The 13,861-nt window shown below is 66.4% G+C and carries 11 protein-coding genes; 5 read left to right on the top strand and 6 right to left on the bottom strand.

Annotated elements, in window-relative coordinates; all coding sequences use genetic code 11:
* Positions 1-49 precede the first annotated feature (49 nt).
* The 3 genes from tpiA to PUN51_RS04515 all read left to right on the top strand — a co-directional run bounded on the left by tpiA (position 50) and on the right by PUN51_RS04515 (position 1,705).
* Positions 50-865, top strand: coding sequence for a triose-phosphate isomerase (gene tpiA / locus PUN51_RS04505; RefSeq protein ID WP_275180079.1), 816 nt, complete (start codon positions 50-52; stop codon positions 863-865).
* Positions 866-913: 48 nt separating this feature from the next.
* Positions 914-1,171 (top strand): preprotein translocase subunit SecG, encoded by a 258-nt coding sequence (secG, locus tag PUN51_RS04510; protein WP_159632058.1) that lies wholly within the window; start codon positions 914-916, stop codon positions 1,169-1,171.
* 138 nt (positions 1,172-1,309) lie between these two features.
* Positions 1,310-1,705 (top strand): RNA polymerase-binding protein RbpA, encoded by a 396-nt coding sequence (locus PUN51_RS04515; protein ID WP_159632057.1) that lies wholly within the window; start codon positions 1,310-1,312, stop codon positions 1,703-1,705.
* Here PUN51_RS04515 and pgl read toward each other — a convergent pair.
* Genes pgl through tkt form a run of 6 tightly spaced genes read right to left on the bottom strand, consistent with a single transcriptional unit; the run spans position 1,658 to position 9,875 of the window.
* Positions 1,658-2,476: a 6-phosphogluconolactonase gene (gene pgl / locus PUN51_RS04520; protein ID WP_275180080.1), complete on the bottom strand. Its 819-nt coding sequence runs from the start codon at positions 2,474-2,476 to the stop codon at positions 1,658-1,660. The genes PUN51_RS04515 and pgl overlap by 48 nt on opposite strands.
* Positions 2,466-3,407, bottom strand: coding sequence for a glucose-6-phosphate dehydrogenase assembly protein OpcA (locus tag PUN51_RS04525; RefSeq protein ID WP_159632055.1), 942 nt, complete (start codon positions 3,405-3,407; stop codon positions 2,466-2,468). Before PUN51_RS04525 ends, pgl begins: the two co-directional genes overlap by 11 nt.
* The gene (gene zwf, locus PUN51_RS04530; RefSeq protein WP_275180081.1) at positions 3,404-4,963 is read right to left on the bottom strand and encodes a glucose-6-phosphate dehydrogenase; all 1,560 of its coding nucleotides are present in this window, start codon (positions 4,961-4,963) and stop codon (positions 3,404-3,406) included. The genes PUN51_RS04525 and zwf overlap by 4 nt, the downstream gene beginning before the upstream one ends.
* 15 nt (positions 4,964-4,978) lie before the next feature.
* The gene (locus PUN51_RS04535) at positions 4,979-6,610 is read right to left on the bottom strand and encodes a glucose-6-phosphate isomerase (RefSeq protein ID WP_224026042.1); all 1,632 of its coding nucleotides are present in this window, start codon (positions 6,608-6,610) and stop codon (positions 4,979-4,981) included.
* 5 nt (positions 6,611-6,615) lie between these two features.
* Positions 6,616-7,731 (bottom strand): transaldolase, encoded by a 1,116-nt coding sequence (gene tal / locus PUN51_RS04540; RefSeq protein WP_159632052.1) that lies wholly within the window; start codon positions 7,729-7,731, stop codon positions 6,616-6,618.
* 26 nt (positions 7,732-7,757) lie between these two features.
* A complete protein-coding gene (tkt, locus tag PUN51_RS04545; protein ID WP_275180082.1) occupies positions 7,758-9,875 on the bottom strand; it encodes a transketolase in 2,118 nt (705 codons plus the stop codon).
* 520 nt (positions 9,876-10,395) lie between these two features.
* Between tkt and PUN51_RS04550 the strand changes: the two genes are divergently transcribed.
* Both PUN51_RS04550 and PUN51_RS04555 read left to right on the top strand, forming a co-directional pair.
* Positions 10,396-11,355 carry a heme o synthase gene (locus PUN51_RS04550; RefSeq protein WP_159632050.1) on the top strand — a complete coding sequence of 320 codons (960 nt, stop codon included), beginning with the start codon at positions 10,396-10,398 and terminating at the stop codon, positions 11,353-11,355.
* Positions 11,356-11,529: 174 nt separating this feature from the next.
* On the top strand, positions 11,530-13,800 hold the full coding sequence (locus tag PUN51_RS04555; protein WP_275180083.1) for a bifunctional SulP family inorganic anion transporter/carbonic anhydrase: 2,271 nt from the start codon (positions 11,530-11,532) through the stop codon (positions 13,798-13,800).
* The last annotated feature ends 61 nt before the right edge of the window (positions 13,801-13,861 follow it).

The following is a 13,861-nucleotide window of genomic DNA, read 5'->3' on the forward strand; positions in this document are numbered from 1 at the left end:
CATGGCAGCCTGCCGGCCGATTACATATCAAGAACTTTTTGGAGATTACGTGACTACGTCAACGAACGGCGCTTTCGACCGCAAGCCCTTCATCGCGGGCAACTGGAAAATGAACATGGACCACGTGCAGGGCATCACCCTCCTGCAGAAACTCGCCTGGACGCTGTCCGACGCAAAGCATGACTACAGCCGCGTCGAGGTTGCCGTCTTCCCGCCGTTCACCGACCTCCGCGGGGTCCAGACCCTGGTGCAGGGCGACGACCTGCAGGTCGCGTATGGTGGCCAGGACCTGTCGCAGTTCGACTCAGGCGCCTACACCGGCGACATCTCCGGGCAGTTCCTGAACAAGCTCGGCTGCAAGTACGTGCTGGTGGGCCACAGCGAACGCCGGACCATCCACAACGAGTCCGACGACGTCCTCAACGCCAAGGTCAAGGCAGCGTTCAAGCACGGCGTCACCCCCGTCCTTTGCGTGGGGGAAGGACTGGAAATCCGCCAGGCCGGGACCCACGTCGAGCACACGCTCCAGCAGCTCCGTGCCGGAGTGGCGGGCCTGACCAACGAGCAGGCAGCCGAACTGGTGGTTGCGTATGAGCCCGTCTGGGCCATCGGCACCGGTGAAGTGGCCGGACCGGAGGACGCACAGGAAATGTGTGCCGCCATCCGTGCAGAACTCGAGAGCCTTTTCGGTGCCGACGTGGCAGCCAAGACCCGGCTGCTGTACGGCGGCTCAGTCAAGGCCAACAACGCTGCCGCCATCCTGCAGGAGCGCGATGTGGACGGCCTCCTGGTGGGTGGCGCCAGCCTTGACCCGGCTGAGTTTGCTAATATTGTCAGGTTCGAGAGCCACCTGGTCACGGACTAGTCCGTAGCCAGCGCATACTCCCGCAATTCCAACTTCCGAAAGGCCGTCGTGGACGTTCTTCATGTCATTCTGCAGATCCTCCTGGGTATCACCAGCCTCCTGCTGACGCTGCTGATCCTCCTGCACAAGGGACGCGGCGGCGGACTGTCAGATATGTTCGGCGGCGGCATGAGCTCAGGCCTCAGCTCCTCGGGCGTGGCAGAACGCAACCTCAACCGCTTCACCATCATCCTGGGCGTCACCTGGGGTGTGGTGATCATAGGGCTTGGCCTGATCATGCGCTTCAGCGGCGCCGGCGACTCCTAAAGGGTCCGCTGGATAGGGTCCTGCGGCACTCCCGCCGCCCCGCCCTGGCATCTAAACTGTGGCTGTCGGTTTACCCGGCAGCCACAGTTTTTGTTTAAGCTGCAGGGCTCCGGCGTCCGCTTCGAGGCAGGAGTTTCCATGGTCCATCCAGCATCAGGCTTCCGAGGCACCCGTGCCGGGGTGGTCGCAGGCTCCGGATCGAGCCTGCAGAACAATGACTCGTCCTCCCGGCCCCTCCCGCGCATCCGGGTGTCCTACTGGTGCGCGAAGGGCCATGAGACCCAGCCGGTGTTCCTGAAAATGCCTGACGACCAGATTCCGCAGACGTGGGACTGCCGGCGGTGCGGCGCGACCGCTTCCCGGGACGGCCAGGCGGCGGCGCCGGATGACCCATTCGACGACGGCTACAAGAGCCACCTGGAATACGTTAAAGAACGGCGCTCCGGCCAGGACGCCGAGGACGTCCTGGCCGGAGCGCTGGAAAAGCTACGCTCCCGCGGCGTCCTTCCGGACCAGCTGCTCGGGGACACGTGAGGCTGCGTTCTCGTCGATAAGCCACAGGGTCCGGGACGTTCCCCGTGGGCCCGACGCAGGCACCTGCACCGGGTTGGCCCCGGCCAGGGCGAGTCCGACGGCTCCGGCCTTGTCCTCGCCTGCCACAACCATCCAGACCTCCGCCGCCGTATTGATGGCAGGCAGGGTCAGGGAAATCCGCAGCGGTGGCGGCTTGGGGGAGTTCCGCACCCCAACCACTGTTAGCGCCTTCTCGCGGACTCCGGCCTGCTCCGGGAACAGCGATGCAATGTGGGCGTCCGGACCAACCCCCAGCAGCACCACGTCCAGGCGGGGGAGTGCGGACGGTTCCTCAGGCCTGTCGTCGGACATGTCCGCCGCGTGCTCGGCTGCCGCGGCATCCCGCAACTGGCGTGCATAGTCCTCAGCCGCTTCTTCGGGTGTGCCGAACTCATCGGCAGAACCCGGAGAGTGGATCCGTTCCGGGTCCACCGGAATGTGGGACAGCAGCGCGTCAAACGCCTGCTTGGTATTCCGGTCCGGATCCGCGGCACCGACGAAGCGTTCGTCACCCCACCAGAAGTTGACCTTGGACCAGTCGACGGCGGGCGCCGCCGGGGAGTCCGCAACAGCCTTCAGCGTGCCGATCCCCACGGTTCCCCCGGTGAGCACCACCGTGGCTTCGCCGTACTTGTCCTGGACATCAACGAGCTTGGTGATCAGGCGTGCCGCTATGGCGGCCATGAGGACGGACGAATCAGGATGGATGCTTACTCGTGGGTCAACGCTCACTGGGTCGGACGCTCCTTAGATTGGTACGTGGCAGTCCAATAGTAATCACTTCGCCAAATACTTCGTCGGGGTCCAGGCGGCGCAGTTCTTCGGCGAGGCAGTCGCGGAGGCTGCGGCGCGGGAGGGAGATCCGCTGGGCGGGCTGGCCCGGCTGGGTGAGCTCGGCGATGGACAGTCCCGGCCGGAAGAGTTGGACGTCCCCGCCTGGGCGGGTCAGCCGCACGCGGCGGATGCCGGTCCCGGCGGGGTCCGCGACGATGGTCACCGGGGCGTCCAGGGTCAGGGTCAGCCAGGCTGCGAGCAGGATGGTGGAGGGGGAGTCCGAGGCACCTTCGACCGCTACCGCCGTCACGGGCGAGGAGTCCACCTCGTCCAGGGCGGCCGCGAGCTGGATGCGCCAGTTGGTCAGGCGCGTCCAGGCGAGGTCGGTGTCGCCGGCTTTGTAGGTCCGGTGGATGCGTTCCAGGGCGGCCTGGGGGTCGGGTTCGTTCGCGGAGTCGGTGATCCTGCGGTGGGCGATCGCACCGATGGACGTTTCGCAGGCGTTCTCGGGGGCGCCGTGCGGCCACCAGGCCACGATCGGCGCGTCCGGGAGCAGCAGCGCGGCGACCAGGGACTCACTTTCGCGGGCGAGCTGGCCGTAGCCGCGCAGCACGATGACCTCGGAGGCGCCGGCGTCCCCGCCGACCCGGATCTGGGCGTCGAGCCGGTCCTCGTTGTCCTTCCCGGCGTCGGCCAGCACGATGATCCGGCAGGGGTGTTCCCGGGAGGCGTCGTTGGCGGCCTCAATCGCTTCTTCCTCGAGCCCGGACTTCGTCACGACCACGAGGGTCAGGACCCGGCCCAGGGCGATCACGCCGCCCTGCTCGCGCAGGGCCATGAGTTTCTTGGACACCTTCGAGGTGGTGGTGTCCGGCAGGTTAACGATCATGGCCTTCTCCAGGTTCGTCCGTCGCGGGCCAGCAGCTCGTCAGCAGAGGCCGGGCCCCAGGAGCCGGGGGCGTAGGGTTCGGGCTGTTCGGACAGTGATGCCCAGTATTCCTCGAACGGGTCAAGGATCTTCCAGGAGAGCTCCACTTCCTCATGACGGGGGAACAGCGGCGGCTCACCCAGCAGCACGTCCAGGATCAAACGCTCGTAGGCTTCCGGGGAGGACTCGGTGAACGAGTGCCCGTAGCCGAAGTCCATGGTCACATCCCGGACTTCCATCTGCGTGCCGGGGACCTTGGACCCGAACCGGATGGTCACACCTTCGTCGGGCTGGACACGGATCACCACGGCGTTCTGGCCGAAGTCGTCCTCGCCGTGGTCCCGGAAGAGCAGGTTCGGGGCGCGCTTGAACACCACCGCGATCTCCGTCACCCGCCGGCCCAGTCGCTTGCCCGCGCGCAGGTAGAACGGCACCCCGGACCAGCGGCGGGTGTGGATGTCCACGCGCACCGCAGCGTAGGTTTCCGTGGTGGAATCGACGGGGATGCCTTCTTCCTCCAGGTAGCCCAGGACCTGCTCGCCGCCCTGCCAGCCGCCGGTGAACTGCCCCCGCGCCGAATGCGTCGACAAATCCTCCGGGAGCTTCACCGCTGCCAGGACCTTTTCCTTCTCCGCCCGCAGGTCATCGGCGTTGAACGAGATGGGTTCCTCCATCGCGGTGAGCGCGAGCAGCTGCAGCAGGTGGTTCTGGATCACGTCGCGGGCGGCACCGACACCGTCGTAATACCCCGCCCGGCCACCGGTCCCGATGTCCTCGGCCATGGTGATCTGGACGTGGTCCACGTAGTTCGCGTTCCACAGTGGCTCGAACAGCTGGTTCGCGAAACGCAGCGCCAGGATGTTCTGCACCGTTTCCTTGCCCAGGTAGTGGTCAATCCGGAACACCGCGTCCGGCGGGAACACCGACTCCACAATGTCATTGAGCTGCCGGGCCGATTCCAGGTCATGGCCGAACGGCTTCTCGATCACCACCCGCCGCCACTTATCCCCGTCCGCCTGCGCCAGGCCATGCTTGGAGAGCTGACGGCAGACCTGCTCGAACGCCTTCGGCGGGATCGACAGGTAGAACGCGTGGTTGCCCCGGGTGCCCCGGACATCATCAAGTTCCTTGATCGTTTCGCCGAGCCGCTCAAAGGCCGCGTCGTCGTCGAACTCGCCCTGGACAAACCTGATGCCCTCAGAGAGCTGGTTCCACACCGCCTCATCAAACGGGGTGCGGGCATGGGCCTGCACCGAGGCCTTCACCTCGGCGGCGAAATCCTCCTTGTCCCACTCCCGGCGGGCGAAACCCACCAACGCAAAACTCGGCGGCAACAACCCACGGTTGGCCAGGTCATACACCGCCGGCATCAGCTTCTTCCGGGCAAGATCCCCCGTGACCCCGAAAAGGACCAACGACGACGGACCGGCGATCCGGTTCAAACGGCGGTCACGCGGATCGCGCAACGGATTACGCCCGCGGCCCGCGCCCTTCCTGCCGTATTCAGTTTCTGGCATGGTTACTTTTGCGCCTTAGCTTTCGGTTGCGGATGCGCGGGTGGACAGTGCAGCGACGACGTCCTGCAGCTGGGCCACGCCGGCGGCACGGTCGGTGAGGTGGAGGCGCAGCACGGGACGGCCATGCTCACCCAGGACCTGGGCGTCGCCTGCAGCCTGGGCAGCGATGAGCTCACCAAAGGTGAACGGCCGGTCCGGGATGCCCAGGTCCTCCGCAGGGGCGGCAGTGACCTGGAGGAACACGCCGATGGCAGGGCCGCCCTTGTGGAACTGGCCGGTGGAGTGCAGGAAGCGCGGGCCCCAGCCGAACGTCACGGGACGGCCGGTGGCAGCAGCCAGTTCGTCACGGATGCCTTCGAGCCCGGCGAAGGCCAACCGGTCGAAGTACGCCTGGACGCTCAGGTAGCTGTCGGCGGACAAGGTGCCCAGCAGGGCCTTGACGGCACCCTCTGCGGTAGCGGCCTCGCCAAGCCAGTCGCCGCCGCGCACCTCGATGGCGCCGTCAACGAATGCCGCCGGCGTAGGCTCCGGCTGGGCGTCCAGCAGTCCGCGTGCCGCTACCTTGGCGGCCTCGACGTCGGGCTGGTCGAAGGGGTTGATCCCCAGCAGGCGGCCGGCCACGGCGGTGGCGAACTCCCACACCATCATTTGGGTGGCAAGGCCGCCGGCGATGGCCACCTGGTTGTCGCCGAGTTCGATGTCGGCATCCGCGGCCACAAGCCGCACCACCAGCACGTCAGCCGCGCCGGAAGTGACCTCCGGGGACTGCGGGCCTGCGACGACCGGCAGGATGCCCGTGCCCAGCTTGCCGGTGGATTCGGCGATGAGCTGCTCAGCCCAGTCAGCAAATCCAACAATGCCGGAGCCGTCCTCGGCGATGACAATCTTGTTCCGCAGCGGGTTGGTCCCGCCCAGTGCCGTACCCAGGGCGAGCCCGATGTTTTCAGGTGCATCATCGTTGAGGATTTCGGCAGCTTCTTCTGCCTCGTCCAGGAACGCCTGGATGTCCACCCCGGCCAGGCCGGAGGGTACAAGGCCGAACGCGGTCAGCGCCGAGTAGCGGCCGCCGACGTTGGGATCGGCATTGAAGACAGCCCGGTAGCCGGCTTCGCGTGAGGCCTTGTCCAGCGGTGAGCCGGGGTCGGTCACGATGATGATCCGGCTCTTGGCGTCCACGCCGGCCTCGGTGAAGGCCTGCTCGAAGATCCGCCGCTGGGAATCCGTTTCCAGGGTGGAACCGGACTTGGATGAGACCACGATGGCGGTGGCGGCCAGCCGGTCTGCGAGGGCAGCACGGACCTGGTCCGGGTCCGTGCTGTCCAGCACTGTCAGCTCGACGCCGGCCGTGCCGGCGATGACCTCGGGAGCCAGCGATGATCCGCCCATGCCGCAAAGCACGATCCGGCTGACGCCTTCGGCGCGCAGGGCGTCACGGAGTTCCAGGATGTCCTTGACCAGCGGCTGTGAAACGGTGGCGGCTTCCACCCAGCCCAGGCGGACTGCGGACTCGGATTCGGCGTCCGGACCCCACAACGTGTGGTCCTTGGCGAAGATCCGGGTGGCGATCCGGTCCTCGACGAGGGCGGGAAGGTGCTGTTCAAGCGCCTGCTGGGCAGCGCCGGTGGCGTCGTAGCTGAGAGTGCTCATAGGTGTTAGGAAGCCTTTCGTGCAGAGGCGAGGGCGCCTTCGACGTCGGCCAGCAGTTCCTTCCAGCTGGCCACGAACTTGTCCAGGCCTTCGGTTTCAAGGAGCGCGACGACCTCGTTGTAGGAGACGCCGAGCTTTTCCAGGGCGTCGAGGGTTGCGTTCGCCTCATCATAGGTGCCGGTGACGGTGTCACCGGTGACCACGCCGTGGTCGAAGGTGGCGTCCAGGGTCTTTTCCGGCATGGTGTTCACGACGCCGGGGGCCACGAGTTCGGTGACGTACAGGGTGTCCGGGTACGCCGGGTCCTTCACGCCGGTGGAGGCCCACAGGGGGCGCTGGGGGAGTGCGCCGGCGTCGGCCAGCAGGGCCCAGCGTTCGGTGGCGAACAGTTCCTCGTAGACCTGGTAGGCCAGGCGGGCGTTGGCCACACCGGCCTTGCCCTTGAGGGCCTTGGCCTCGTCGGTGCCGATCTTGTCGAGGCGCTTGTCGATCTCGGTGTCCACGCGGGAAACGAAGAAGGACGCAACGGAATGGATCTTCGACAGGTCGTGGCCGTTTTCCTTGGCCCGCTCCAGGCCGGACTGGAAGGCGTTGATGACGGCGCGGTAGCGCTCCAGGGAGAAGATCAGGGTCACGTTGACGCTGATGCCCTCGGCCAGGGTTGCCGTGATGGCTTCGAGGCCTTCGAGGGTGGCAGGGATCTTGATGTGGACGTTGTCCTTGTTGACGCGCTGGTAGAGGTGCTTGGCCTCGGCGATGGTTCCTGCGGTGTCCCAGGCAAGGCGCGGGTCGACCTCGATGGAGACCCGGCCGTCGACGCCCTTCGTTGCCGCAGCGACCGGGGCGAACAGGTCGCAGGCATCGGCGACGTCGGTGGTGGTGATCTCGAAGATCGTGTCCTCCACGCTGGCGCCTTCTGCTGCCTTGCCGGCGATGATGTGGTCGTAGTCGGTGCCGGAGGTGATGGCGGCGTGGAAGATGGACGGGTTGGTGGTCACACCAACCACGTTCTTTTCTTCGATGAGCTTGCGGAGGGTGCCGGTTTCCAGGCGTCCGCGGGAAAGGTCGTCGAGCCAGATGGAGACACCGGCGTCGGAAAGCTGCTGGGTGGGAGTAGTCATTGTTATATCTCCTAAAAGTTTAGGTTTCAGGGCTGGAGGCTGGAGAGGGAGTCCTTGGCGGCGGCGGCGACAGCTTCTGCCGTGATGCCGAACTCCTGGAAGAGGCGCTTGTAGTCAGCGGAAGCGCCGTAGTGTTCGAGGCTGACGGAGCGTCCGGCGTCGCCGACGAATTCGCGCCAGCCCAGGGCCAGTCCGGCCTCGACCGAGACGCGTGCCCTGACGGCGGCCGGCAGCACGGATTCGCGGTAGGCGGCGTCCTGCTTCTTGAACCACTCAACGCAGGGCATGGACACCACGCGGGCGGCGATGCCGTCGGCCTGGAGGGCTTCGCGGGCCTGGACGGCCAGCTGGACCTCGGAGCCGGTGGCAATCAGGATCACATCAGCCGGAACGGTGGCGCCGTCTTTCGATGCCTCGGCCAGCACGTAGCCGCCCTTGGCCACGCCTGCCGTGGATGCGAAAGTGTCGCCGTCGGCGTCGCCCGTACCGCGTTCCCACGTGGGAATGTTCTGGCGGGTCAGCACGATGCCTGCCGGGTTGGAGTGGTTCTCCAGCATGGTCTTCCAGGCTGCTGCCACTTCGTTCGCGTCACCGGGGCGGACCACGTCCAGGCCCACGATGGCGCGCAGCGATGCGAGCTGTTCCACGGGCTGGTGGGTGGGGCCGTCCTCACCCAGGCCGATGGAGTCGTGCGTCCAGACGTACAGGGACGGGACACCCATCAGGGCGCCGAGGCGGATGGCGGGGCGCTGGTAGTCGCTGAAGATCAGGAAGGTTCCGGAGAATGCACGGGTGTTGCCCGCCAGGCTGATTCCGTTCACGATCGACGCTGCGGCGTGCTCGCGGATACCAAAGTGCAGCACCCGGCCATACGGGTTGCCGGACCAAGCACCGGTCTGCTTGGAGGCAGGCACGAAGGACGGGGAACCCTCGATGGTGGTGTTGTTGGACTCAGCGAGGTCGGCGGAGCCGCCCCACAGCTCGGGCAGGACCGGGCCGAGGGCGTTCAGGACCTTGCCGGAGGCTGCGCGGGTGGAGACATCCTTGCCGGCCGGGAAGACCGGAAGCGCGGCGTCGACGTCGGCAGGGAGTTCCTGCGCCTCGATGCGCTGGAGGAGGGCGGCGCCCTCCGGGTTGGCTTCGCGCCAGGCGTTGAAGGATTCTTCCCAGGCCTTGTGTTCTGCGGCGCCGCGTTCCACCACTGCGCGGGCGTGGTCCAGGACTTCCTGGTCCACCTCGAAGGACTTGGCGGGGTCGAAGCCCAGCACCTCCTTCAGTGCGGCCACCTCTTCGGCGCCAAGGGCGGAACCGTGGATCTTGCCGGTGTTCTGCTTCTTGGGGGCCGGGTAGCCGATGATGGTGCGCAGCGAGATGATGGACGGCTTGGAGGTTTCGGCCTTGGCGGCGAGCAGGGCGCTGTAGAGCTCCTGGACGTCTTCCTTGTATTCGCCGGTCCGGGTCCAGTCCACGCGCTGGGTGTGCCAGCCGTAGGCCTCGTAACGCTTCAGGACATCCTCGGTGAACGCGATGTCGGTGTCGTCTTCGATGGAGATGTGGTTCTCGTCGTAGATCACCACGAGGTTGCCCAGTTCCTGGTGTCCTGCCAGTGAGGACGCCTCGGACGTGACACCTTCCTGGAGGTCGCCGTCGGAGGCGATGACCCAGATGGTGTGGTCAAACGGCGACTCGCCGGCGGGAGCATCGGCGTCGAACAGGCCACGCTGCCGGCGCTGGGAGTAGGCGAATCCCACCGAGGACGCCAGGCCCTGGCCCAGCGGGCCCGTGGTGATCTCCACGCCGGCGGTGTGCTTGTACTCGGGGTGGCCGGGAGTCAGCGAGCCCCAGGTGCGCAGGGCCTCAAGGTCCTTGAGTTCCAGGCCATAGCCGGAAAGGAAAAGCTGGATGTAGAGCGTCAGGGACGTGTGGCCGGGGGACAGGATGAACCGGTCACGGCCAAGCCACTGCGGATCGCGCGGGTCATGGCGCATCAGCTTCTGGAAGAGAAGGTATGCGGCGGGGGCCAGGCTCATGGCAGTGCCGGGGTGGCCGTTGCCCACCTTCTCCACCGCGTCCGCGGCGAGGACACGGATGGTGTCCACGGCGCGCTGGTCCAAGCTGGTCCATGACAGTTCTTGCTCTTCCAAATGTGGCACGAAAACCGGGCCCCTCTCTGTGCTGATGGCGGCGGTACACCGGATCCGTCCAAGGGCGCGCTGTTTGGCGCCCGCTGCGGTGTGTACCAGCCGTTCACCATCGAAACGTTGATCCTTGCATTCAGTCACGGACAGCAAGCGGGAATGCGTTTTCCACCGCTTTCTTGCTGCGTGCTGATCTGGTGACAGCTTAGCTCTTATCCATACTGCGGGCGGCGCAAATCTCACGTTTTGGACGCAATTTCCCCTTTTGTGAATGACCTTCACGGAGGGTTGAGTTAATCTGCTCGAATGGGCCTGCGAGCGATCAATTGCGCATAGTGCGGGGCGGGGGCAGGGCCGTTGGCGCGGTATGATAATCGGAGGCCAACGCCGGGCGCGCATCCCTATCGCCGCCCGGGGTGTCCCGGCTGTTGCACGCACGTGAAGCGTTTCCTTCCTTAAGTGCCGTGCCCGGGTCCGGGCCGCACGACCGGAGCTGCCTGCCAGCCTCAACTGCCACACAGAACGGGTGACTGCCACCGTGAGCACAACAGATACGCCGCTGAACGCATCCCGGGCCTCCGGCATCGGGTTTGCCCGTAAGGCCAAGGCGTATCTCGCCCTCACCAAGCCGCGCGTGATCGAGCTGCTCCTGGTGAGCACCCTGCCCACCATGATTTACGCCGAGCGGGGCTTCCCGTCCATCGGGCTGATCCTTGCCACACTGGTGGGCGGCGCCTTTGCTGCCGGCAGCGCCGGAGCCTTCAACTGCTACATCGACCGGGACATCGACAAGCTGATGCACCGGACGGAGAACAGGCCGCTGGTTACCGGCGAAGTCACCCCGCGGGAAGCCCTGGTCTTTTCCTGGCTGCTGGGCGCAGCCGCCATCGTGATCCTGTGGTTCGGCGCCAATCCGCTCTCTGCCTGGCTGGGCCTGGGTGCCATCTTCTTCTACGTGGTCATCTACACCATGATCCTCAAGCGCCGCACGGCGCAGAACATCGTATGGGGCGGTGCCGCAGGCTGCTTCCCGGTGCTGATCGCGTGGGCTGCCGTGACCAACTCGGTGGAGTGGCCCGCCGTCATCCTCTTCATGGTGATCTTCCTTTGGACGCCGCCGCACTACTGGCCCCTGTCCATGCGCTATGGCGAGGACTACCGGAACGCCAACGTCCCCATGCTTGGAGCCATCGCCGGGGCCAAGGTCGTCTCTGTCCAGGTGGTGCTGTACGCCTGGGCCATGGTGGCCTCCTCCTTGCTGATGATCCCGGCCGGCGGGGCGGGCTGGGTGTACACGGTGACGGCCGTCGTCGCGGGCGCCTGGTTCCTCTATGAGTCCCATGCGCTGTACTCCCGCGCCCACCGCGAGGATATTTCCGACAAGCGCGCCATGAAGGTGTTCCACGGTTCCATCAGCTACCTGACGCTGCTGTTTATCGCCCTCGCGGTGGACCCCTTCGTTGGAAGTGCTGTCATGCCCGGCTAGCCACTGCGGCCTGGCACAACGGCGGTTCCTGCTTCAGGCAGGAGCCGCCGTTGTGCTTTAACCGTCGACAGGACACATGTGACAAGTTTGTCATATCTATCACATTAACTGTCATTGCCGGTGACCGGACGCTTACGGTGGAGCGGACCCTTCCCGCGACCAAAGGAAATCCCCATGGAAGCCCGTCCCCCTGCCGTCACCGCCCCCAGCCACAGCCCGCCCGGAGGAGGCGGCGGAGGCCCCCGCCGGTTCCTGTCCCGCCCTCCGTTCTTCGCCCACCTTGGAGCCGACGTGCCGGCATCGCTGGTGGTGTTCCTGGTGGCACTCCCGCTCTCGCTGGGGATTGCAGCGGCCTCCGGGGCGCCCATCATGGCGGGACTTATCGCCGCCACCATCGGGGGGATCGTGGCCGGAAGCCTCGGCGGCTCACCCCTCCAGGTGAGTGGACCGGCGGCCGGACTGACCGTCGTCGTGGCCGGCCTCGTCCAGGAATTCGGCTGGCAGGTGACCTGCGCCATCACCGCGGCCGCCGGCGTCGTCCAGCTTTTGCTGGGTTTCAGCCGGGTGGGAAGGGCCGCCCTGGCGGTGTCGCCGGTAGTGGTCAAGGCCATGCTCGCCGGCATCGGCGTCACCATCATCCTGCAACAACTGCACGTGATTCTCGGGTCCCGGCCCGCCGGATCCGCCCTGGAGAACCTCGCCGGACTCCCGGCGGCCATTACCAACCTCGAGCTGCACGCGGCCCTGCTGGGGCTGGCCGTCGTGGCGATCCTGCTCTGCTGGAAGTTCCTGCCCGCCGCTGTCCGGCGGATTCCCGGGCCCTTGGCCGCCGTCGCGGCAGGAACCGCACTGGCCGTGGCTTTTGCGCCCGGCGTTGAACGCATATCCCTGGACGGGTCCATCTTCGACGCCATCGCCCTGCCGCAGCTCCCAGACGGAAACTGGCGCGCCTTCGCATTCGCCGTCATGACCATGGCGCTGATCGCCAGTATCGAGTCCCTTCTGTCCGCTGTGGCCGTGGACAAGATGCAAACCGGTCCGCGGACAAACCTCAACCGGGAGCTTATTGGGCAGGGCACGGCAAACATCCTCTCCGGGTCGCTGGGCGGCCTGCCGGTGACGGGTGTGATCGTGCGCAGCGCCACCAATGTGGAAGCGGGCGCGGCCACGCGCACGTCCGCGGTGCTGCATGGGGTGTGGATCCTTGCGTTCTCGGCCCTCTTCTCCGGTCTGATCCAGCTGATTCCGTTGGCTGTCCTGGCCGGCCTGCTGGTGGTGATCGGTGCCCGCCTGATCAAAGTGGCGGACATCCGCACCAGCCTGCGGACCGGGGATCTCCCGATCTATGCGGTGACCCTGGTCTGCGTGGTGTTCCTGAACCTGCTTGAGGGCGTCATGATCGGCCTTGCGCTTGCCGCCGCCAACGTCCTCTGGCGTGTCCTGCGGGCCCAGATCCATGCCCACCCGCCGGCCGCCCCGTCGTCGCCCTGGCGCGTGACGATCGCCGGTTCGTGCAGCTTCTTCGCGCTGCCAAAGCTCAACCCCGTTCTCCAGGTTGTACCGGCCGGCAGGAACGTGGTGGTGGAGCTGAACGCGGACTACGTCGACCACTCTTTCCGTGAAGCCCTGCTCGCCTGGCAGCTGCAGCACCAGGCCACCGGTGGAACCGTGCGCCTTGAGGAACACGGCAACACCGTTTTCCAGGATGCCGGTCACCAGGCACCCAGGCGCGAGGAAGCCACCGAACTGCCGCTCCCGCCGCGGAAGGAACCCCTGCTGGTGGGGGTCAACAAGTACCACCGCCGGTTTGCCCACCAGGTCCGTCCGCTGGTCCATGACCTGACGGAAGGCCAGAACCCTGACAGCCTGTTCGTGGCCTGCGTCGATTCCCGCGTCAACCCGAACCTGATCACCAGCAGCGGCCCCGGAGATCTGCTCACGCTGCGGAACATCGGCAACGTGGTGTGCAGCCACGGGCGGGACGCCTCGATTGATTCGGCCCTGTCCTTTGCCGTCAACGGCCTGCGGGTGCAGTCCCTGGTCATTTGCGGGCACTCCAACTGCGGTGCCATGAACGCGCTCCTTGCGGAAGCCGACAGCGGAGACAACAGTTCCCTGGGCCCGGCGTTCAACCAGTGGCTGGACCATGCCCGGCCCAGCTATGCGGCACTGCTGGCTGGGCACCCGGTGGGCAGGCAGGCCGCCGCAGCGGGCTACGGGACCGTTGACCAGCTCTCGATGGTCAACGTGGCCGTCCAGCTGGCAAAGCTCCAGGACCATCCGGTGGCCGGCCCCGCACTGGCCGATGGGACGGTCCAGGCCACGGGACTCTTCTATGACATTGCCACGGCCCGGGTCCTCCAGGTTTCCTCCGACGGCATCGAGAACCTGGATCCTGCCTTCGACGCCGGCCGCCAGGGCAGCGTCGCCGCAGCCGGCCGCTAGCCAGCGGACTTAAAAGGAGGCGCCCCGGTCCTGACGTGGACCGGGGCGCCTGGCGCCAGAT

The organism is Arthrobacter sp. NQ4 (assembly GCF_029077345.1).
In the GTDB taxonomy this organism is placed as follows: Bacteria; Actinomycetota; Actinomycetes; order Actinomycetales; family Micrococcaceae; genus Arthrobacter.